This is a genomic window from Bacillus sp. FJAT-27986 (assembly GCF_001685035.1).
Classification (GTDB): Bacteria; Bacillota; Bacilli; order Bacillales; family Pradoshiaceae; genus Pradoshia.
Map to the genome: position 1 here is coordinate 22,415 of NZ_MAYV01000016.1, position 22,466 is coordinate 44,880.

The following is a 22,466-nucleotide window of genomic DNA, read 5'->3' on the forward strand; positions in this document are numbered from 1 at the left end:
GATTCACTTGATTTCCCCCTCTTTTGCCATTTTTATAAATTCAAAGATTTTTCTCGTATTTTTTCTCCCATTTACCTCAACACCACTGCTCACATCAACCATAAACGGATTTACAACCTCAATCGCAACTCTTACATTTTCAGAATTCAAGCCTCCCGCTAAAATGATAGTAGGATATTTAGCTCCTAGTCCTCTAACCTTTTCCCAATCAAATGCCACTCCGTTTCCACCTCTATATTCCCGTGCTTCAGCATCCAATAAAATATAATCAGCATGCTTAACATCACCAACATCTAAGTCTGCCTGAGCAGGCTTAATTCCTAGCGATTTAATGATCGGCAATCCAACCTCCAAATAGTCTGCCGGCTTTTCTTCTCCATGAAGCTGAATGGCTGTCAATCCACAATATCGTGCCACTTGTTTCACCGTTTCTACCTCTTCATTAACAAAGACACCGACCTTCCAGATTTCACCTTCCAGTTTGGAGATGATTGGTTTGGCCTTCTCAGGAATAATTCTTCGCTTGCTTTCGGCGAACATAAATCCAAGGGCATCCGCACCTGCTTTTTCAGCTGCTAATGCATGCTCGACGGTTTGTATTCCACAGATTTTCACCTTCACCGACTGTACCTTCTTTCAATTTTCTTGATTTCTTTTACAAATTGAGCGGGATCTTGATGCTTCATCAATGCCTCCCCAATTAGGATTGCATCCACGCCTGCATTGGCAACACGTAAACAATCATTAACATTCTTGATTCCACTTTCACTAATGACAATAGTCGACGGATCGTCAATCAATTTGATTAAATTTTCAGTAACAGCTAAATCTGTGTTAAATGTTTGAAGATTTCGATTATTTATGCCAATCAATTGCGGTTTAAGGGACAGAGCTGCCATTAAATCCTCCTCATCATGCACTTCCAGTAAAACTTCCAAATGTAGATGGAGAGCATACTCATACAATGCTTTTAATTTTCCAGGTGATAAAATTCTTACAATCAACAGGACTATACTTGCCCCCGATAAAAAGGCTTGATTAATCTGAGATTCTTCCAATATAAAATCCTTGCATAAGACTGACAGATCTATATGACTGCTTACAACCTGTAAATCTTCAAAGCTTCCATTAAAATATTCTTTATCCGTTAAAACAGATATGCCGTCAGCGCCGCCTTCCTTATATTGATTAGCTACCTCTATTGGGTCGGCCAAAGATTGAATGATTCCTTTTGATGGAGATGACCGTTTAAATTCTGCAATCACACCAAGGGTAGACTGACTTCTGATTCGTTCAGCAAAAGTATCTCTTACCTGCATTCGTTTGATGTCATTTGACAATTCAATTGCGGTTGATTTGCTTAACTCTCTCCTCTTGTGCTCCACGATATTCATTAAATAGGTTGGCATATATCATTGGCCCCTTTCGTTTGAACCGGTCCCCTAACTTCAAGTAATTTCCGATAGACAGCACCTGAATCAATTAATTCAGCCGCATACATGACTCCTTCCTGGATCGTAGAAACTTTCCCTGATACAAATAAACCAATTCCTGCATTTAGAAGGACGGCATCACGACATGGATTCTTTTCCCCACAGAAGATACCAATCATTTTTTTTGCATTTTCAGACGGCTCACCACCGGTCAAACGGCTATTGTCCGATACTTTCAATCCAACGTCATTGGGATGGATGGCTTCTTCTGTTATTAGACCACTCTGAACAAAATATAGCTTGTTTTCGCCAGACAATGAAGCTTCATCCATATTACCCGCTCCATGGATAATGGCAGCCTTTTTTCTCCCAGCCTTCAACAATACTTCTCCATACAGCTTTAATAGTTTTACATCATACACACCAACCATTTGATAGGTTAAATGGACTGGGTTTGTTAAGGGTCCGATTGCATTGAAAATCGTAGGAATACCCAATTGCTTCCGAACTGCAGCGATTCTTTTTAATTTTGGGTGGATATGTCCAGCATTCAAAAATACTAAGTTAGCTTGATGAATAGCTTTCCTGGCTTCTTCCTTTTGATTAATCGTATTAATGCCCAATGCGTTCAGCACATCCATGCTGCCGGATTGACTCGTCATATTTTTGTTTCCGTGCTTCACCATTTTGATTCCGGCACTTGCCAAAACAAATGCTGATGCCGTACTGATATTAAAGCTATTGCTGCGATCGCCTCCGGTACCACAATTATCCATGGCTTCCGGGATAGTTCCTAGCTGATGTGTCGATTCCTTTCGAATCATTTCTGCGATAATATACAGTTCCTTACTCCCGTATCCCTTCAATCCAATAGCCATCAAAAATGCAGCCAATTCCGCTTCAGAAACAGTTGGACTTAACATTTGTTTTGCAGCATCTGTCATTTCTCCCTCTGATAAACTCTTTCCTTTACTTAATTTGAAAAGATACTCATTCATGCAAGACTGCCTCCTTCACAGTACTATTAAGAAAATTAGTAATTATTGTTTTTCCATAGGGCGTTCCTATTGATTCAGGATGGAATTGAACGCCGTATAAGGGATACTGCTTATGACGAATGGCCATAATCTCGTCATCATCCTCTGAAGTTGCTATAATCTTAAACTCATTTGGCAATGTCTCTTCTTTTATAATTAGAGAATGGTATCTCATTGCCTGAAACCCTTGAGGTGTACCCTTAAAAATTTCATCTCCTGTATGGATGATCTTTGATGATTTACCATGTTTGATCTTTCCAGCTCGACTTACCGTAGCACCAAACACCTGGCCAATGGCCTGATGCCCTAGACAAACGCCTAAAATAGGAATATGGCTATAAAAAGCTTTAATCATTTCTTTACATATCCCACTCTCTTCAGGCCGACCAGGTCCGGGTGATAAGACAATTGATGTTGGTGATAAATCTTTTATTTCTTGAATCGTAAGGGCGTTATTTCGTTTAATCAGTACCTCTTCCCCCAGTTCTAATAAAAGCTGATAGAGGTTATACGTAAAGGAATCAAAATTATCGATAAGTAAAATCATTTATCCCATCCTCCTTAAATCCAACTTTATGAAGTGTTTCATACCATTCATTTTCCGGAATGGAATCATAGACAATACCAGCGCCAGCCTGGAAATGAATTTGTTGATCTTTAATTACCATCATTCGGATTGCTAAGGCCAGGTCCAATTCACCACCATAGGAGATAAAACCAACACCGCCGCCGTAAGCCCCTCTTCTTTCCTGTTCAGCCTCTGAGATTAACTGCATCGCTCTTATCTTTGGCGCGCCCGATACGGTTCCAGCCGGCAAACAGGCTTTAATTGCGTCCATTGGATGAATCGCTTCGTTTAATTGGCCTGTAATTTCTGAAACAAGATGGATTACATTTTTAAATGATTCAATCTCCATAAACCGTTTAATATTTAAGCTTTCCGGCTTACAAATCTTCCCCAAATCATTTCTAGCAAGATCCACCAGCATGACATGTTCTGCCTTCTCTTTTTCATCCGCTATTAAACTGGCAATCTGTTCTTCGTCTTCTTGAAGAGTAGAGCCTCTTCGTCTTGTACCAGCTATCGGATTAGAGTGAATAACGCCCTGATCGATCGCAATCAATCGTTCAGGAGAGCAACCCACAATGTGATAGGAGCCAAAATTAATATGAAACTGGAATGTATCAGGATGCTCTTGCTTTAACTTCCCATAATAATCTTCCGGGTCTCCCCTAAATGAACCGGTCCATCGCTGCGACAAGACAGCCTGGAATATATCGCCGTTCCGTATTCTGGATTTTAATTCATTAACCGTATCAATAAATTTCTCCTGATTCGTATTGCTTTTAATTCCGTGAATCAAATACATTTCATTTCCAGAAGCCTGGCTATATGTGGATAGTTTTTCCCGAAAGTACTTCATGTTTTTAGCCAATTCTTCCTCTGATCGTTCACCTTCATAGTCTAAATGGAGGTGGCTGCATTCGGAGAAATCATCACCGCTGTAAATAAAATAATCTGTGTGATAGAGAAAATGAAAATCCGGAATACCAACCGGATTCATTTCCGGCGAATCTATTTCTTCAAAGAGAAAACTGTACGAATAACCGGCAAATCCAATGGAACCTCCTATAAATGGCAGATCAGGATAAAGGGCATCATCGATTGCAAGGGACGCTTTTATAAACTCATGCGGATTATTCACTTTCTTTTTCATTTGACCTTTTTTAAAGAACGTACCATCTATACTCGTCATGATTTCTGCATATAGGTTAAAGGCAACAATTTTTGTCCTGCCACCGCTCGGAGATGGAAATTCAAGCACAGCTTTATAAGACTTAGCAATGTCTTCTATATTTCTAAGTTTGTTCTTTTCCTCGGCTTTCAGTCGTTGCCTAATTATGTTAGGTTTCCTCAATCTAATCCCCCCTGAAAATAAAAAAATCCCCCATAAGCAAATAAATTGCTTATGGAGGACGTATAATCGTGGTGCCACCCCCGTTGGATCTCTTTCAGATACGATGAGGAAGGAATCCATCATTTAATATCCTATCCTTTTAACGGCGGAATCCCGTATTCCCCTACTAATCTTTCAGGGAATCACTCGAAAGCCCATTCACATAAAGCCTGCATACCGGTTCTCACCCACTCCGGCTCTCTGTAGTGCAATGTTTTTATGCTACTCCTCTTTCTTAACGTTTTATTTATTCAATTTTATCCCATACAAAAAGGGCCTCACATCCTTGAAAAAAGGACGAGAGACCCGCGGTACCACCTTAATTGATTGCTGAATTCAGCAATCCACTTTATGACAGACTATGGAAATAACTGTCAGCCTATTTTAACGATTGGCTAAATCGACCAAAGCATACTGAATAACTCACGTTCTGCTCGGCAACTCCGAAGTCCATTCACAAATGAAATCGTACCGATTCCCACCACCCATCGGCTCTCTAAAACTCCTTCAAATGCTACTACTCTTCATCAACGCATTATTATGTTTAAGTTGTTGTTAATATTAAATTAACTCTTTTGAATTGTCAATCTATTCAGTTAAATATAGGTAAAATGATGCATTTTTAGTCAGACAAAGTGAAAAATGACTATATGTTAATGAAAGGGATCATATCTCTCATAGATTTTGTATTAATTTATCTATTAGAAACAAGCAACTTTAAGTATTATTGCGTTTTCCTATCCTCTAATTACAATACAAAGGCTTGATAGAAGGGTGTAGTTTATACGATTTTCAAAAAAAGAGTGCCAATTCAGTAAGAACTGGCACTCTTTAAGTAAATATCATTTGTATGATACAACATTAATTATTAATTTATTTTGTTAGTTAAACAATCATCCCTCAAGCAATAAAGATTCAGGGTCTTCGATTAATTTTTTCACATTCGCTAGGAAGCTAACTGCTTCTGCTCCGTCGACAATACGGTGATCGTAAGATAATGCGATATACATCATTGGGCGAACTTCAATTTTGTCATCCTCAACAGCAATCGGACGCTTTTTAATACCGTGCATTCCAAGAATACCTACTTGTGTTCCATTTAAAATAGGTGTTGACATTAAGGAACCGAAAACACCGCCATTTGTGATAGTAAAGGTTCCACCCTGTAAATCTGATAGGGCCAATTTATTATCACGTGCTTTTTTAGCCAAGCTACCTATTTCTTTTTCAATTTCAGCAAAGTTCATACGATCCGCATCTCTGACAACAGGGACTACTAAGCCTTCTGGAGCAGATACTGCTACACCGATATCATAGTATTTTTTGATAAGCAGCTCATCACCTTGGATTTCTGCATTTAACAGTGGATACTTCTTAAGTGAACCAACCACGGCTTTTGTAAAGAAGGACATAAACCCTAATTTCACATCATTTTCTTTTTGGAATGCATCCTTACGTTTATTACGAAGGTTCATGATATTCGTCATATCTACTTCGTTAAATGTAGTCAGCATCGCTGTATTGTGTTGAACCTCAACCAAACGTTTCGCGATTGTTTGGCGTCTGCGTGACATTTTCACACGTTCTTCCGGTTTACCAGATACCTGAGCCGGTGCTGATGCTGCTTTTTTAGCTTCCGGTTTTGAAGGCTTAGATGCAGGCGCGCTGGCTTGTGCATGACCATTGTAGGATTCTACATCCTGCTTGCGCACTCTTCCAAGTGGATCTACTGTAGGGATTTCATCCAAATCGATTCCTTTTTCTCTTGCTAATTTACGTGCAGCCGGAGAAGCAACTGTTTTATTTCCTTTTTTCTCTTCTTCTTTTGGTTCAGGAGCAGGTGCTGCTTTTGGCTCTTCTTTTACTTGTTCTTTTGCAACAGGTTCTTGTTTTTCACTCTGTGCAGGCGCTCCATCAGCATCTACCATCGCAATTGCTTCCCCAACAAGAACCGTATCTCCCTCTTCTTTTAATTGCTCTGTCAAAACTCCTTCATAGTCGGAGATGATTTCAACATTTACTTTATCTGTTTCAAGCTCAACGATATATTCACCTTTTTCAACCTTTTCACCCGGTTGTTTAAGCCATTGTGCAATTGTTCCCTCTGTAATTGATTCCGCTAATTCTGGTACTTTTACCTCTGCCATCTCTATATTTCCTCCTCTATTCGCGAGTTAATGCGCTGTTAATAATACGATTTTGTCCTTGTTTATGAATGGTTGGATCTCCCTCTGCAGGACTGGATCGTCTTCTTCTGCCGATGTACTCAACTTTAACCCCTTCTGGTGCTGCTATTCTTAAACGTGGCTCAACGAAATTCCACGCGCCCATATTTTTAGGCTCTTCCTGTACCCATGCAATCTCTTTTAGATTCGGGTAGGATGCAAATAATTCTTGAACCCCTTTAAGTGGGAATGGATAGATTTCTTCAATTCTCACAATATGAAGCCAATCAAGATTTTCTTGAGCTTCAATAGCCTGAGATAAATCAATTGCCATTTTACCTGTACAACAAACGATTCTTTCCACACTGTCTTTTTTTGTTCCTAAGCCTGGCTGTTCAATAAAGGACTTGAATTCACCGTCACTCAGTTCTTCAGCAGTACTCGCAACAGTCGGATTTCTCAGCAAGCTCTTTGGCGTCATTAATACCAGTGGGCGTACTTCTTCTTTTCCTAAAATAGCTGCTTGTCTTCTTAAAATATGGAAGTATTGAGCTGCTGAACTTAAATTAGCTACAGTCCAGTTATTCTCCGCTGCCAATGATAAATAGCGCTCTAAACGTGCACTGGAGTGTTCCGGTCCCTGGCCTTCATAACCATGAGGCAATAGCATGACTAAGCCAGATTTTTGGCCCCATTTCGCTCTCCCAGCAGCAATAAATTGATCAAATAATACTTGCGCAGTGTTGGCAAAATCACCATATTGGGCTTCCCATAAAACGAGCGTATCCGGGGATTGAACATTGTATCCATATTCAAATCCAATCACAGCTGCTTCGGACAACGGACTGTTATGAACCGCAAAGGAAGCTTTTGCCCCTTCAAGTCCATGTAACGGTGAATAGGTTTCTCCGGTTTCACTGTCATGTAAAACAATGTTTCTATGAGCAAATGTACCGCGCTCGGAATCCTGTCCAGTAAGGCGAACCGGTGTACCATCCTGTAAGATAGTTGCAAATGCTAACGTTTCAGCCAAAGCCCAGTCTACCTTATTTCCTTCTTCCAAAGCATTCTGTCTTCTCATAAGGATTTTATCCAGTTTATTAAATACCTTGAAGTTCTCAGGTCGTTTTAAAAGCTCCGCATTTATTTGCTTTAATACGTCAAGCTCTACTTTTGTATCTACATTCGGAATCCCGGATTCAATAATTTTTGGAACATCAGCTGCTTCAAGCGGAGAATCTTCCTTTTCACCCACTTGATTATAATACTCTTTCAACATATCAAAATGTTCCTGATCCAGACGAGCGACCTCTTCTTCCGTTACAAGTCCTTCATCGACTAGTCTCTTTGCATACACCTCTCTAGGTGTTGGATGCTCATGCACCATCTTGTACATGGCCGGATTGGTTGTCATTGGCTCGTCCATTTCGTTATGGCCATAACGTCTGTATCCAATTAAATCTATTAAAAAGTCTTTTTTGAAATTTTGACGATATAAAATAGCTACATAAGCTGCTGCTAATACAGCCTCTGGATCATCCGCATTGACATGGATAATCGGGATTTCATATCCCTTCGCCAGATCACTTGAGTATCGAGTGGATCGGGAATCCCGGCTTTCTGTTGTAAATCCAATCATATTGTTCGCGATAATATGAACGGTGCCTCCTGTTTGATACCCATTAAGGCGACTTAAATTCAAGGTTTCCGCCACAATTCCCTGACCTGGGAATGCTGCATCTCCATGAATAATAATTGACATACTGGAATTCGAATCCTGTACAGGAAATCCTTTTTGGCTTCTGTCATCCTGTACAGCCCTTGTATATCCATTTACGATGGGATTAACAAATTCCAAGTGACTCGGATTATTTGCTAACGTTATAACCGCTTCTCTTGTATTCTCTTCTTTAATTTTACGATCTGCGCCTAAGTGGTATTTCACATCGCCAGTCCATCCAAATGTAACACCAATGGATCCTTCAGATGGCACCAACTTTTTATCTGGAGCATGCTGAAACTCAGAGAATATTTTTTTGTACGGTTTACCCAGCACATGAGCCAGTACATTCAATCTGCCTCTATGTGCCATTCCGATATTAATAGAATTAGTTCCGCCGCGAACGGATCTTGAAACTAATTCATCAAGAAGTGGAACTAAAGAATCTACACCTTCAATTGAAAATCTCTTCTGTCCAACAAAGGTTTTATGTAAGAATCGCTCAAATCCATCCACTTCAGTTAAGCGCTTCAACAAATTTTTCTTTTTAGCTGCCGAGATTGCAAAACCGGAGGCTGTTTGTTCAACCATTTGTGTAAGCCACTTTTTCTCTTCCATGTCATGGATATGATCGAATTCAAAAGCAATCGTTCTCGTATATAAAACTTTTAAATATTCGATGGCTTCATGGCCATTTTGAATGTTTGCAGGCAAAACATCACTGATTAAGGAAGCTGGCATCGCTTTCAAATCATCAGTCGTTAAATCATATTTACCCAATCCTAAATTAATATCTTTCTTTACCTTACTGTACAATGGATAAATATCAGCGGCCAAATGTCCGTTTATTCGAATATCCTCAGCCAATTTGATAGCCTGCGATACTTTATACATCATTTTTGCTGTGAACTGACCGTCTGAAACTTCCTTACTTTGATTACCCCTTGTTTGTTCGGTTTCCTCTAATCTTGGAGGTCCCCATTCTTCAAATAATCTCACCAAATCCGGATCCACTTGCTCTGGGTCCTGTAAAAAAACTTCGTACATTTCCTGGACGTAACCCAAGTTTGGCCCCTGAAACTCTAGCCAAGGGTTTGTTACAGGTGTATCAAGTTTCATTATGAAATCCCCCTGTTAAACATTGTTTTGCCTTAATCCTGCGACTGAATAATATATAATAATAATGTTATCGAAAGAGTCGGAAGGATAAAACATTTCCGACATTATTCTACCATGTTTTGGTGAATATACCCAAAGGTTTGCACTTAATTTACGAGAAAATCAAAACTTTCTAAAAAATCAGCTATTATGAAATAGCAAAAAAAGAGAATTGATTATATAACCAACTCTCCTTTCTGATTAATTCCAAATTGAATCATGCTGGATTCACATACCCATTCATAGCCAATTTTTTGATAAATTGAATTTAAAGTTGGATTTGATAAATCCGTATATAAACTGCAAAATAAATAGTTTTCAAGAAGTTGTTTCGAAAAAGTGTGAACGGCCGAGCTCGCATACCCCTTCCCTCTCTCTTCATCGGGAGTATAAACCAGCGAGACTACAATTCCATTTTGCGTTGGCCGAGCCCACTTCACCATCGATACCGGTCTGTTCTGATCAATCCATAAATGTAAGGACTTCTCCTTGATATAATCATTTGCCCTTGCCTGACAATCTTCGTAAGTGAGATTATCAACCGTATATTTAGTGAACTTTTTAATCCAATCAGCTACTAAGGGAGCATCTTCATGGCCTGCCATACGTAAATACCCTTTTGTGATTTGAACAGAATTCAGTTTTGTCAGTTTATAGATTCCCTGTTCCACGCCAATAGAGCCCTCAATTCCCGTTACACACTTCCATTCATCAGCAAATAAATGCGCTAATTGCTTTTCGCCTGTTATCCCTGGAAACATGAACCCTTCTTCAACAAATTTATTTACAGCAAAGGAAATAGCTTCTTTTTGGTTTGGATCGCCTGCAATAAGCAGATTATGTGGATGAGTTCGTAAAAAAATCAGGACAGTCTGATCCTTTACCTCCACTGTACACATGAAAAGTTTTATAGTATCTGATGGATTTTGGATCAATTTATTCACCAATCCCAGGATGACATTATGCTTCACTTCTTCCTTTAAAAGAATAGGTTCGACTTTGTCCTTAAAAGGTTTAATCGTGTCATAGAATACGATATTCATTTTCTCATCCTCCTTTTTTCCATTATCCTCCTACATCTATATATTTCAAACAATTTAATTTAAATGTTTGGAGTTTACATAATATTTTTATAATTAACCTTTTTGTATTTTGTTGTCGTGTATCAAAAACAGCAACCCTAGTAAGGATTGCTGTTAAAACATTGCCTATTTATGCATTGCCTTTGCCCATCATATCCAATATACCGTTCTGTGGTAATTCGATGATAAAGTGAGTTCCTTCAGGACAGCTTTCGGTAATCGAAATGGTACCCAAATGCTCTATTATCGTTTTCTTAACAAAAGGTAATCCCAAACCCATTCCCCGCTTATCTATTGATATAAAGGGATCAAATACACTTTCCCAATTAGCTGGTGGAATTCCTTTTCCGGTATCAATGAAATGAATTAGAATTAGTTCATTTTTTAATTCTGTTGTTATCATTATTTTCTTATTCGCTCGATCTTCTGGCATAGCCTCTACACTATTCTTGATTAAGTTAATGAAAACTTGCTCCAAATTCGTTCTATTTACATAGGTAATTAATGGTTGATATTTGTTCTGAAATTCAATGTCTACCTGTTTTGTACGCAACATTTCAGAAGATAGGTTAATGGATTCTTCAATAACTTCCATTAAGTTTTCCTTTTTCAGAACTAGATTGGATGACTTCATGTAATCCTTATAATTATTGGTCAGTTTACCTAAATGATCTGAAGACTTTTGAATCATATCCAACGTTCTCTTATCTGTGTCATTTAAGTCACCACTAAGACTAAGAAGATTAGAAAAACTCTTGATGATTTGGTTGGTGTTTTTCACTTCATGGATTAAACTCCCTGCCAGATTCCCAGTATAGTCCAGCTTCTTTTGTCGTTCCATCAAATCATAGTAACTCTCTTTTAGACTGGTGTTCAACTTAACATAAAAATGAAAAATCGAAATGGAGAATATAATGACTCCAATACTACTCGTTATGGCACCCATAGCTGGAGAAAAATTAAATAAACCGAGTATGATTAGCCAAATGGAAGCTAACGATATGGCTGTTAAAAGGTTTCTAAAGCTCGGGTTAGAGATTTTCCTCGAAATCAAAAAGACTAGGAATACGAAGATAATAAAACCAAACATATGGGCAATGAATATCCAACCTAAAGGCCCATATACCGGATAATAAAAACTGGAAGAAGCAGCCTTCTCTACAGTTAACCCACTAATCCCTAAATTTGTTAGGTTGATAACATATAAAACTCCACTCCAAATAGTAAAGAAAATGAGAGACTTTTTAGTAAGCAGCACCCGAGAAACTCTCAACAACCAATCAGTCTCTTTTAACATGGTTGGCTGATCCTTTATGATTTTGTATGCTAAATAGAGAACAATGGGCACTCCAAAAGTTGGCCCTATGCGCAGAACCTTAAAAAGCCATAGAATGGTACTTTCAGAGAAAGTATCTAAAAAATATAGACTTCCAATATCAAGTTGCCAAATGGTAATAAAGGACAAGTATAAAAAAAGACCTGATGACAAACTTGAATTGTTATACATACTTTTAATAACAAAAGAAACAAGTAAAGGACTTAAACCAATGCTACATACTAACAATCCGATAATCATGTATTTTCGCGCTCCATTGCTGAATGATTTGGTCTATATTTTTGGATATAAGCACAAGCGTTATTTCCACCGTGTCCATGATTAGTAACAGCTACTTCGTTAATTTCCTGATATTTTGTTTCGGTTACAATATTCATATCTTCATAACCTTTTTTGGTTGTTCTTATGGTTGGTGGGATAAAATTATGTTCCACACTCAATAGTGAAGATATAACTTGTAAGATTCCACTGGCCGCAAGAGGATTTCCGAACATACTCTTTATTGAGGTGTAAGGCGTTTGATGATTGAATAATTCCCTTGAGCACCTTTCCTCTATACGATCATTTATTTGAATCCCTAGCGCCTGACTGTTGATATAATCTGGGGAACGTCCATTTGTGATTTCTTTTAACACATTGACCATTTCTTCCCCAGTTTCATCTGTGCTATAAATGTAAATTCCATCATTATTCGAGATAGCGTCTACGAATTCTCCTTTAATAGAGGCTCCGCGAAGAAGTGCATCTTCTTCTCTTTCTAATACAATGGCACCGGCAGCTTCCGCTATTGCAAACCCTTTACTATCTTCTTGGAAAGGTACAGCTCCATCTTTCATTTCTTGGTCCAATGGCAACACTCGTGTTCTAGAAAATGCATATGTGACCGTTCTGTCAATGGAGCTTTCCGTTCCGCCTACTATAGCTATATCAATTTTACCGGACCTCAAATATAGCAATGCTGATTCAATTGCTTCCAGACTAGATGTACAGCCGGTAGTAATGGTTCTAGTTATACCTTTTGCACCTAAAAAGTAAGCAATCGATGAGGTAATGCTATGATAATTAACATAGTGAGGGAATGTAATGGGTACTTTTCTATATTCATCATTATTGATATGTATAACAGAGTCCTGGAAGGGTCTTTCTGTAATGGAACCAAGTGAAGTTCCAAAAAAAACCCCTACTTTTTTTCCTGCCAAATCTACCCCTGCTGATTTCAACGCCTCTTTCCCTGCCACGATTCCTAATTTAGACACTTTAGGCAATCGATTAATTCTCCTATCTTTCTCTAACTCTTCTAATCCATTATCTATTAAACCAACTATATTGGACTCACCTTTATATCCTTCTCCATCTATTAGTTCCAGTGTGTTCACACCATGCTGTAAATTAAATAGAAATTCATCGATATTCCTTGTATTCGGGGCTATTGTCCCGTAGCCACTAACTACTATTTTCATGTAATTTTCCGCCTTAGTTGAGAATATTTACCTAAGAAAATTATAGCAGATAATATTTCAGAATGACTATAGGAAAAAACTATTAAAAATATATTTAAATAATCTAAATAGTTTAAATAAATCATTAATACTACTTTATAAAACAATCAAAAGCGTATGTTGATACCACATGTCGTTGAGCTTTTTGTTTGGGAGATAAAGTAACTTCATTTCAGATGTTCAAATACCTGGAACTCTAGTGAGATATCAGCCCCAACAAGAATGTTATTAGCCATCAATAATATAAATTCTTTAATCTATCAAATTTCCCTGCTAACATCAAATATTGTTGATAGCAGTCCTGAGCCCTAACCAACCGGGGACAAATTTCGAGTAATAAGAATCATTGAATATAAAAAAGCTGCATACCGTAAAATCCCGGAATACAGCCATATCTATGGTTCAAGCATCAAACACTTCTTAACTTTTTACTGCTTAAAACTTATAATCCTCTTCTAAAACCTTCATTCATTAAAGTGATTTAGAAGAATACTTTAATACTTGCTAGGATCGTAAGCAAACCTACAACAATGACGAATACGTTGCTCAATTTCCCTCTGTATTTAGCTAGTACTGGTACTTTGCGGATTGCATACATTGGTAATACACATAAGATAGCAGCAACTAGAGGTCCGCTGAGTGTATCAATTAATCCTAGAATACTTGGATTTGTATAAGCAACAAACCAACATGTTAATACCACAAATACTAGAATTGCAGTTTTAATTGTTTTTTCTTTAATACTTTTTCCGCGTGCTTTTCCTGATGCCACAATCATGTCACGCATTACTTCGTAAGCTCCTACATAATGACCAAGGAAGGACTTTGTGATGGCCACGAATGCAATAATAGGCGCTGCAATAGCAATTATTGGTGAACCAAGTTCATTCGCAAGATAAGATAGGATTGATAAATTCTGTTGCTTTGCCATGGCAAGATCACTTGGAGTTAAGCTCAAGACACTGCTCCAAACGAAGAACATGACAACAGAGAATGTCATAATATAACATACTTTTTGTATTTGGGCACATTTCGCGTCAGTCGCATCTTTTCCATAAGTTGCCCGCTGTTTCATTACAAATGACGATACAATAGGAGAATGGTTAAACGAGAATACTATAATTGGTAATATCAACAGTATAATTCCAAAATATCCGGATCCTGATGAAGCAGTAGAAACACTTGCAGAACTAAAAATCGATGTATTCCACTGTGGAATTAAAGATACTGCGATAAATAACAGAGAAGCTATAAATGGATAAACTAGCATGCTCATCACTTTTACAGTTATATCTTGTCCAAAATTTAGTATGACGATAAGACCGAGAATTAATACAAGTGATAAAATGGCTCTTGGCGGCTCGTTCATATGCAATTGATTTACCATAAAACTACTTGCTGTATTTGTAAGTGCAACTGAATACATCAGCACGATCGTATAAATAGAGAAGAAATAAACTATGTTAAAGGCTATACTTGCCTTATTTCCAAAATACTCCCTTATCGTACCGGTAATTCCCTCATCAGCAGAATCTGAAGCAGCTATCATTTTAGCAAGTGCCCTATGCGAGTAGTACATTACCGGAAAGGCTAGTATAGTAATTAACAATAATGATATTAATCCGCCTGATCCTGCATTAATAGGTAAAAAGAGTACACCCGCTCCAATTGCTGTTCCAAAAAGGCTCAAAGCCCAGGTTGTATCTTGTTTATGCCATTTCTTCGCATCTGGAAAATTCTCTTGTATTACTGAATGATCTTCAACTGGTAATTCGAGTTTTTTTGCTGTATTTCCATGCATAATAAGGTTCCTCCTTATATATACCCTAGCTTTCTGCTAAGGCTTATAAATATGGATATTTTTTTAAAATTAAATTACTTATAAGATTCGGACAATAGAAATTATTAAATGAGAATGCTAGCACTGAGAAATTGGTTTATCTACCATTCTAGTTTATTTGTTGGCGTTTGCAAAATATTGTATTTGTATAGTATTAAATTCCTTTATTTCTATATTTGTCTTTTCTTCTTACTTTTCTCCAAAAATTTTATTTTTAATGGCAATTCCAGTTGGTGTGGCTGCCACTCCTCCTAAACCTGTCTCTCTTAACTCGCGTGGCATTTGTCTGCCTATTTTATACATGGCTTCAACAACTTCGTCGGCACTTATGATATTATCTACGCCGGCCAATGCCATGTCCGCTGCAACTAATGCATTGGCAGTTCCTATAGCGTTTCTCTTTACACAAGGAACCTCTACCAATCCAGCGACTGGATCACATACTAAACCAAGCAAATTTTGAAGGGCGGTTGAGAACGCTTCCGATGATTGCTGCGGTGTTCCGCCGGCAACTTCTACTGCGGCAGCTGCCGCCATTGCCGAGGCACTGCCTACTTCAGCTTGACATCCTCCAAATGCTCCAGCAATACAAGCATTATTTGCTACTATCATTCCAAATAAAGCAGAAGTGAATAGAAAATGAACCATATCTTCGTGACTTAACTGCAACGTATCTTTAATACCGAATAGGACCCCAGGAACTGTTCCGCTCGCGCCTGCTGTTGGAGTTGCACAAATTGCCCCTAACGAAGCATTTACTTCATTAACACCAATTGCATGTTGAACCCCAAATACCATCATATCTCCAGAAAGAGTTTTTCCACGTTCGCGATATTTTTTGATTTTAACAGCATCGCCACCAGTTAAACCGGTCGGAGAAAATACCCCGTCTCCCTCAATACTTTTATTTATGGCATTTTCCATGGTGAGTAGATTTTTTTCCATTTTGATCCAAACTTCATCATAGGTGGATCTAGTTTGTTGGATTTCCTGCTCAATGGCTAATTCATAAATGGGTTTTTGCCTTTTATTAGCTGCATCCACGATTTCTTTTATGGTCATGTACATAAACTTTTCACCTCCCTAAGATTTTAAAGAATAATAATAGTAGCTGTATTACTAAGGTCCTTCAATTTCTGCTGAACATTGTTACGTAATTGAGAATCTAATGTAAATTCAAAGAGGTGTTTTCCGTCTTTTTCTAAACTGATAAAGCTGTTAATATCGACATCATTTTCTTTAAGAATCCTGCGTAACCCAAATTCAAGGTCATCTTTTTCAGAAATCGCTAGTATAACTGGCAATGGTCCTTCGAGATTCAATTTAAACCCGTCCATTTCAATCTGTTTGACTTCAACCATACCGCCGCCGACCGAAATTCCCATCGTTCTAATACTTCTATTTTCATCCTCCAGATAAACATCTGCAGTATTGGGATGACCGGCAGGACTATCAATCACTTCTTCAATAAAAACAATCTGGATACCCTTAGATTCTGCTATTTTAATAGCTTCCGGCACTCTGCTATCATCAGCAGCAAATCCTAATATACCAGCAACAATGGCAAAATCAGTTCCGTGACCCTTATGAGTTTCAGCAAATGATTCATAGTATCTGACTAAAACTTTTTTAGGAAGACCTTGAAATAATTTATTGGCAACAGCTCCAATAGCTAAGGCACCTGCTGTGTGCGAACTCGAGGGCCCTATCATTACCGGACCAATTACATCAAAACAACTTTTATAATTAATAATCTTTTTTTCTTTAACGGGTGCTACATTAATACTCATATAAAATTCCCCCACCCCATTAAATTACTTGATCTTTAAAATTGATTTTGCACTGTAAACTTCAATGGATGAACATGGCTTGTACTAGTGAGCTTACTAGAGTTATTCCTAACTACGCTCTATTTGAAAAGGTTTTCATTACTAACCAATAAAATCGAATCGTATTTATATTGAATACTAACTAGCATTGCAAACATTTCTTAGCAACTTAATGCCATCAAAACATAATTTGTAGCAATTCCTAGTTGTTCAATAAATCCGATTCCAGATACACACCTTTAGCATATTTTAGAAAAGCATAAGGTAAAAACGGTACCGCAACTGCCCTAAAAAATCCATATAAAGTGTTTCAAGCTGACCATGGAAATCTATTAATCTATTTACAATAATTTCTTACAGTAGTTATTATTTACTACTCGCTCAAAGTATCACATAATTGGTTTAATATGTCAATATGATTTAGTAAAAACTTATTTTTGTAAAAATTTATTATTAGAAAGCCTTTACAATCTGCTATAATTATTAGTAGATTATGTCTAAATTGGTTTTATTATCAAGGACTTACTTGATGCAATTGATAATCATCACTTCCCTAACCACTGAGCAAGCGCACAAATATAAGTGCAAAACTGAAAACTTGCATGTAGGGTCTAACTTACTATGCTCGTAGAATAATTGATAAATATTATTTGATCTCGATGTTCCATTAAAAAGAGTTTCCTAAAAGGAGGAAAACCTAATTGGATAAAGATCTATTTCGACATTATCAAACTATAATGAATTATTTTGGAGAAATTCTAGGACCTAATTATGAATTTGTATTACATGTTTTAAATCCTAATGGAGGTTCTCATATCGGTCATATTGTCAATGCTGACTTGAGCGAAAGGTCCTTAAATAGCCCATTGACTAACTATGCAAAAAAGTTAATCAACGATAAGGTTTATTTAGACAATGATTATGTTGTTGGATATGTTGGGGAAGGACCGCGGGGTAAAAAATTTCGTTCATCCACTTTGTTTATAAAAGATCATGAAGGTCAATTACAGGGACTTTTATGTATAAATTTTGATGCAGACGTTTATCGAAAAGTCGCCAAGGATATACTAAGTTTAGCCAATCTAAGCTTTGATATTAAACATATTGAAATGAAAACTGAACAAGAGAAACCTGTAGAAAAGCTTCAAGATAATGTAAGTAATATCATTTATACAGTAATAGATAGAGATATCCTCGAATCTGGAGCCCAATTATCACCTGACCAAAAGAAGCTTGCTATTTCAAAATTAAAAGAGTATGGGATATTTGATATGAAAGGCACAATAAGTGAAGTGGCAGATATAATGGGAATGTCCGAGTCCAGTGTTTATCGTTACCTTCAAATGGTATCACGAAGCAAAAAAGCAGTACCGGTATAATAAAGTGCATGTCAATTAAGCTGGAGAGTCCGAGGAAAGACTAGATATCTCGCAGACTTCCCAGCTTATTTTTCATCCACTTTTTTCCACACTTCAAAAAGTCATATAGGTTGTCATCCTACAGAAAAATTTACATCTCGAAGTCTATCTAGGTTGCTTGATCTCCTAATAGAAGTAACTTCATCCTTTCATTGAAGCTCTACACCCCAATATAACACTTAGATAACAGTCCGACTGTAATGGTTCTGTTATAAACAATAAACCCGTTTGTACTATACTAATAACGAAACCATATAGCGAAGGAGGACCTCAACATAAACGAAATAATGCAAACCTTATTATCTCACCGCTCCATCCGATCTTATAAAAACAAACCAGTCGAGGATGTACAGCTGGAACAAATCATTAAAGCTGTCCAATCTGCCCCGAGTTGGATAAATGGACAACAGGTTTCCATTATTGCTGTTAAAGATCCTGTAAGGAAGAAGAAGTTCGCAGAGCTATGCGGCGGGCAGAAGCATATTGAAGAGGCCCCTGTATTCCTCGTATTCTGCTCAGATTTTTATAGAGCATATATATCCAGCGAAATCGAAAAAACACCGTTTGCTGTCTCAGAAAATATTGATACATTATTGGTCGGTGCTACAGATGTTGGGATTGCTCTTGAAGCAGCCATTACTGCAGCCGAATCATTAGGCCTTGGTACAGTCTGCATTGGCGGTATACGCAGAAATTTAGATAAAGTCATAAAGGAACTCAACCTTCCTCCATTTGTTTTACCCATTTCAGGTTTATGTATCGGCTATCCTGCAGAGGATCCCGGCTTAAAACCACGCCTGCCAGTTAAAGCGGTCTATCATAGCGAAACCTATCAGCATGATATAAAAGAAGACATTGAATCATATAATCAAACATTTTCAGATTACCTGTCAGAGCGTTCCCAGGGTACACAGACTGGGACATGGACTAAAGCTGTAGCCAGCTTTTATAGTAAAATCTATTATCAGGGCGTTGATGAAGCAATTAATCAACAAATGCAGATTCCGAAAAAAATAGATGTTAAAGATAAAGGAAGAGAAGCCTAAACGCTCCTCTTCCTTTTTTTCACTTTGTATCTCCCAAATCTCTTGATGATCCCTTCACCTTGCCTTGATTGCTTTAGTAATAAAAATCGATAGAAATATCCTCACATTATTCTAGGACTTAATACTCCTTATTTCACTATAAAGAAGATTAATATGCCCTAAAAGTTATATTAGATGAGTAATTTCAAATTCCGTGGTAAAATATCTATTAATTCTCGGAATTTGGAATATAAGGATAAATATAATAGTTTAGTGTCAGAATTTATGGCTGAGAGCTAGGAGGAATCATATGAACTTAACGAAGAAGATAATCTATGCACTGATACTTGGTGCCCTTGTAGGTCTTTCCCTAAATATTTTCTCCCCATCTTTATTTGAAACATTCAACAAATTTCTTTTCGATCCTTTAGGTACCATCTTTATCAATCTGATTAAATTGTTAGTAGTCCCAATAGTATTGTTTTCTATTATTTTAGGTGTAGCTGGCCTGGGAGATCCTAAAAAATTAGGATCCATCGGTTTTAAAACCGTTTTCTACTTCCTATGTACTACAGCCATAGCCATTATATTGGCTATCGTTCTTGCTATGGTAATTTCACCGGGAACCAAAGGTGAATTTGATACAGAAAATGCAACTTTTGAGGCTGAAGAAGCCCCTTCAATCGGAGAAACGTTCCTTAACATTATTCCTGATAATCCAATCATGGCTATGGCCGAAGGAGATATGCTCCAAATCATTTTCATGGCTGCTTTAATTGGATTTGCATTAACTGTTTTAGGAAAAAAGACAGAAGGAATTGTAAAATTGGTTGAACAAGGTAATGAATTGGTTATGTTTCTTGTAACCTGGGTTATGAAATTAGCTCCTTATGGAACGTTTGGTCTTATAGCATCAGCAATTGGAGAACAAGGCTACAGTGCAATGAAAGCGATGGCATTATATATGATTGTCGTTGTAATTGGACTAATCATTCATACTATCCTTATTTATGGTGGAACGATTCTCTTTTTGGCACGTAAAAGTCCAATATGGTTCTTTAAAGGCTTTGCACCTGCCATGACGGTTGGATTCAGTACTTCCAGCAGTAATGCAACTTTACCTCTATCCATGGAAGCGGCACAGGACAATTTAGGTGTTAAAAAAGAAATATCTAGCTTTGTTCAACCTCTGGGCGCGACAATCAATATGGACGGAACAGCCATTATGCAGGGTGTTGCCACCATCTTTATCGCTCAAGTCTATGGTGTAGATTTATCCTTCACTGCCTTAGTTACAGTCGTGATAACGGCAGTTCTTGCCAGTATCGGCACAGCAGGCGTACCTGGTGTAGGTCTAATTATGCTTGCAATGGTTCTAAGCTCAGTTAATTTACCTGTAGAAGGTATTGGGCTAATCCTTGGAATCGACCGTATTCTTGACATGGCACGAACATCTGTCAATATTACAGGTGATGCAGCTTGTGCTGTCATGATCAACGAACAAGAAAAAAGAAAAGAAAGCGCTGCATAGTCATAAACTCTAGTATTCTATTCTATTTTTATAATCCTTATATCCACTGCATCTTTATTGATAGAGATCTTATCGATAAAGATGCAGTTTTCTTATTATTGTTTTATTTATAATAATAGTTATATTCAATTCAAAAAAGAGCAGGTAAAATCCAAAAACAGGAAATTTATCTGCTCTTTTAGTCAGAGTTTAAGGTCTATAAATTTACTATACATTTAAAAATAAACAACTATAATGGTTGTGTTTGGTAAATCATTTCCTTTATACCCTTATCAGTTTTAAGCTTTTAGTGTAACTGTACAGTTTCCTTGCAAATTTTACTCCCTACTTTCACAGTTACAGCAATACAACTGGAATTCATAGTTTACGAACTACTATTAAGAATAATCCATATCCTAAGCTAGGTGGAATTAATCATTAAAAAGTAGGAATCCGCCCAATGGTCCGGTAATTCCAACAATTAATTTAGTTTCCTTATCTACATAAAAAATGTAGTCATAACCGCCTTCTCCAAATTTAAAGTAGGAATATAAAGTTCTTTTCCCTGAATCCCTCTTACTAGAACTCTCCGGTAATTTATCCAACAAATCATCTTCTGTCATTCCTACAGTTAAACCTTTCACAAAAAACACTTGTGATTCTACTTCTGCACCTTTAATTTTAGTAATGACATCCTCATCTTTTACGCTTAAATGCACCCCAGGATTGTCACTCATAGCACCGTCAGCAGTAACATGACATTCAACTAACGGAATTGATTCACTTGTTTCCTCATAAGTAGGATTAACAGGCTCAAGAAATAATTCAAATTCATTTTTGGAAACCTTGATTAGTGGTGAGAACCCAAAACTATCGTCAATCCAAACCTCTTCAATTGATTTATCACTTTCCTGTGTCTTACTTTCCATATAGACAACATTAAATCCAGCATCAATAAAATCCTGAACAATTGTATCTTCCGTCCATATGAAGTCAAAAATTTGGATGGCTTTAGTACCTAAATCAGCATTTAGAATTTCTTTATCTGCCTCATGGAGTGCAATTTTTTCTAAACCGCTCACTTCTTTATTTACTTTTCCGTCTTTTAAGTTAACCTCTAATTCCCCTTGATCAGCCGTATAAGATACATCTGCTACAAGTTTATCTCCATTACTAATATTTTGTTCCTTATTTAACTTTATTTCTATATTCTCTTCAAGTGAAGAAAATAAAAGTTTTCCATCAATACTGAGTAATTTTTCTTCAAAACGAGATGAATCGAAATTAGCATTTGCTGTTGCTTCACCATCATAACCACTTACTTCAATTGTTACATATTCGGTTAAATCAATTTTTTCCTTTGAACTGCAACCCGATATTCCTATGAAAGTAATTAAAATAAATAATAATGCCAAGCCTTTCTTCATTTTAATCTCCACCTTCCGGAATATTAATT

Annotated in this window: 17 protein-coding genes and 2 other annotated features; of the genes, 3 read left to right on the forward strand and 14 right to left on the reverse strand. The window is 37.2% G+C overall.

The genetic code is table 11. The features are described from left to right. Positions 1-3: 3 nt before the first annotated feature. The 13 genes from A8L44_RS13065 to sdaAB all read right to left on the reverse strand — a co-directional run bounded on the left by A8L44_RS13065 (position 4) and on the right by sdaAB (position 17,018). Positions 4-621, reverse strand: a complete 618-nt coding sequence (locus A8L44_RS13065; RefSeq protein WP_066106992.1) for a phosphoribosylanthranilate isomerase — start codon at positions 619-621, stop codon at positions 4-6. Continuing rightward, a complete protein-coding gene (trpC, locus tag A8L44_RS13070) occupies positions 618-1,409 on the reverse strand; it encodes an indole-3-glycerol phosphate synthase TrpC (RefSeq protein WP_066106995.1) in 792 nt (263 codons plus the stop codon). Before trpC ends, A8L44_RS13065 begins: the two co-directional genes overlap by 4 nt. Continuing rightward, complete coding sequence (gene trpD / locus A8L44_RS13075; protein ID WP_066106999.1) at positions 1,394-2,431, reverse strand: anthranilate phosphoribosyltransferase; 1,038 nt, start codon at positions 2,429-2,431, stop codon at positions 1,394-1,396. Before trpD ends, trpC begins: the two co-directional genes overlap by 16 nt. Continuing rightward, positions 2,424-3,017 (reverse strand): anthranilate synthase component II, encoded by a 594-nt coding sequence (locus tag A8L44_RS13080; RefSeq protein ID WP_066107002.1) that lies wholly within the window; start codon positions 3,015-3,017, stop codon positions 2,424-2,426. Before A8L44_RS13080 ends, trpD begins: the two co-directional genes overlap by 8 nt. Next, entirely contained in the window at positions 2,998-4,389 is a 1,392-nt protein-coding gene (locus A8L44_RS13085; protein WP_175354298.1) for an anthranilate synthase component I family protein, read from the reverse strand. Before A8L44_RS13085 ends, A8L44_RS13080 begins: the two co-directional genes overlap by 20 nt. 51 nt (positions 4,390-4,440) lie before the next feature. Continuing rightward, positions 4,441-4,676: a binding site (T-box leader), on the reverse strand. Between the two features lie 42 nt (positions 4,677-4,718). Further along, positions 4,719-4,968: a binding site (T-box leader), on the reverse strand. A gap of 353 nt (positions 4,969-5,321) precedes the next feature. Beyond that, the gene (gene odhB, locus A8L44_RS13090; RefSeq protein ID WP_066107005.1) at positions 5,322-6,575 is read right to left on the reverse strand and encodes a 2-oxoglutarate dehydrogenase complex dihydrolipoyllysine-residue succinyltransferase; all 1,254 of its coding nucleotides are present in this window, start codon (positions 6,573-6,575) and stop codon (positions 5,322-5,324) included. 16 nt (positions 6,576-6,591) lie between these two features. Beyond that, complete coding sequence (gene sucA, locus A8L44_RS13095) at positions 6,592-9,432, reverse strand: 2-oxoglutarate dehydrogenase E1 component (protein ID WP_066107008.1); 2,841 nt, start codon at positions 9,430-9,432, stop codon at positions 6,592-6,594. Between the two features lie 215 nt (positions 9,433-9,647). Continuing rightward, a complete protein-coding gene (locus A8L44_RS13100) occupies positions 9,648-10,514 on the reverse strand; it encodes a GNAT family N-acetyltransferase (protein ID WP_066107013.1) in 867 nt (288 codons plus the stop codon). A gap of 169 nt (positions 10,515-10,683) precedes the next feature. Next, complete coding sequence (locus A8L44_RS13105; protein ID WP_225983578.1) at positions 10,684-12,129, reverse strand: sensor histidine kinase; 1,446 nt, start codon at positions 12,127-12,129, stop codon at positions 10,684-10,686. Then, positions 12,126-13,349, reverse strand: a complete 1,224-nt coding sequence (locus tag A8L44_RS13110; protein WP_066107015.1) for a beta-ketoacyl-[acyl-carrier-protein] synthase family protein — start codon at positions 13,347-13,349, stop codon at positions 12,126-12,128. The genes A8L44_RS13105 and A8L44_RS13110 overlap by 4 nt, the downstream gene beginning before the upstream one ends. 520 nt (positions 13,350-13,869) lie before the next feature. Continuing rightward, complete coding sequence (locus A8L44_RS13115) at positions 13,870-15,189, reverse strand: amino acid permease (protein ID WP_066107018.1); 1,320 nt, start codon at positions 15,187-15,189, stop codon at positions 13,870-13,872. A gap of 228 nt (positions 15,190-15,417) precedes the next feature. Further along, positions 15,418-16,296, reverse strand: a complete 879-nt coding sequence (gene sdaAA / locus A8L44_RS13120) for an L-serine ammonia-lyase, iron-sulfur-dependent, subunit alpha (RefSeq protein ID WP_066107021.1) — start codon at positions 16,294-16,296, stop codon at positions 15,418-15,420. A 23-nt stretch (positions 16,297-16,319) separates the two neighbouring features. Continuing rightward, positions 16,320-17,018 (reverse strand): L-serine ammonia-lyase, iron-sulfur-dependent subunit beta, encoded by a 699-nt coding sequence (sdaAB, locus tag A8L44_RS13125; protein WP_066107026.1) that lies wholly within the window; start codon positions 17,016-17,018, stop codon positions 16,320-16,322. A 740-nt stretch (positions 17,019-17,758) separates the two neighbouring features. Between sdaAB and A8L44_RS13130 the strand changes: the two genes are divergently transcribed. The 3 genes from A8L44_RS13130 (at position 17,759) to A8L44_RS13140 (ending at position 21,031) form a co-directional block, all read left to right on the forward strand. Then, on the forward strand, positions 17,759-18,436 hold the full coding sequence (locus A8L44_RS13130) for a helix-turn-helix transcriptional regulator (RefSeq protein WP_066107029.1): 678 nt from the start codon (positions 17,759-17,761) through the stop codon (positions 18,434-18,436). A gap of 314 nt (positions 18,437-18,750) precedes the next feature. Then, a complete protein-coding gene (locus A8L44_RS13135) occupies positions 18,751-19,521 on the forward strand; it encodes an NADPH-dependent oxidoreductase (RefSeq protein ID WP_066107032.1) in 771 nt (256 codons plus the stop codon). A 289-nt stretch (positions 19,522-19,810) separates the two neighbouring features. Beyond that, a complete protein-coding gene (locus A8L44_RS13140) occupies positions 19,811-21,031 on the forward strand; it encodes a dicarboxylate/amino acid:cation symporter (RefSeq protein ID WP_066107037.1) in 1,221 nt (406 codons plus the stop codon). A gap of 410 nt (positions 21,032-21,441) precedes the next feature. Here A8L44_RS13140 and A8L44_RS13145 read toward each other — a convergent pair whose 3' ends face one another. After that, a complete protein-coding gene (locus tag A8L44_RS13145) occupies positions 21,442-22,437 on the reverse strand; it encodes a hypothetical protein (protein ID WP_066107041.1) in 996 nt (331 codons plus the stop codon). Positions 22,438-22,466: the final 29 nt, after the last annotated feature.

Bases quoted from the DNA above. Each gene is read 5' to 3' on its own strand.
- trpC (WP_066106995.1), bottom strand. From the start codon at position 1,409: ATGCCAACCTATTTAATGAATATCGTGGAGCACAAGAGGAGAGAGTTA.
- trpD (WP_066106999.1), bottom strand. From the start codon at position 2,431: ATGAATGAGTATCTTTTCAAATTAAGTAAAGGAAAGAGTTTATCAGAG.
- A8L44_RS13080 (WP_066107002.1), bottom strand. From the start codon at position 3,017: ATGATTTTACTTATCGATAATTTTGATTCCTTTACGTATAACCTCTAT.
- odhB (WP_066107005.1), bottom strand. From the start codon at position 6,575: ATGGCAGAGGTAAAAGTACCAGAATTAGCGGAATCAATTACAGAGGGA.
- sucA (WP_066107008.1), bottom strand. From the start codon at position 9,432: ATGAAACTTGATACACCTGTAACAAACCCTTGGCTAGAGTTTCAGGGG.
- A8L44_RS13100 (WP_066107013.1), bottom strand. From the start codon at position 10,514: ATGAATATCGTATTCTATGACACGATTAAACCTTTTAAGGACAAAGTC.
- A8L44_RS13105 (WP_225983578.1), bottom strand. From the start codon at position 12,129: ATGATTATCGGATTGTTAGTATGTAGCATTGGTTTAAGTCCTTTACTT.
- A8L44_RS13110 (WP_066107015.1), bottom strand. From the start codon at position 13,349: ATGAAAATAGTAGTTAGTGGCTACGGGACAATAGCCCCGAATACAAGG.
- A8L44_RS13115 (WP_066107018.1), bottom strand. From the start codon at position 15,189: ATGCATGGAAATACAGCAAAAAAACTCGAATTACCAGTTGAAGATCAT.
- sdaAA (WP_066107021.1), bottom strand. From the start codon at position 16,296: ATGTACATGACCATAAAAGAAATCGTGGATGCAGCTAATAAAAGGCAA.
- sdaAB (WP_066107026.1), bottom strand. From the start codon at position 17,018: ATGAGTATTAATGTAGCACCCGTTAAAGAAAAAAAGATTATTAATTAT.
- A8L44_RS13140 (WP_066107037.1), top strand. From the start codon at position 19,811: ATGAACTTAACGAAGAAGATAATCTATGCACTGATACTTGGTGCCCTT.
- A8L44_RS13145 (WP_066107041.1), bottom strand. From the start codon at position 22,437: ATGAAGAAAGGCTTGGCATTATTATTTATTTTAATTACTTTCATAGGA.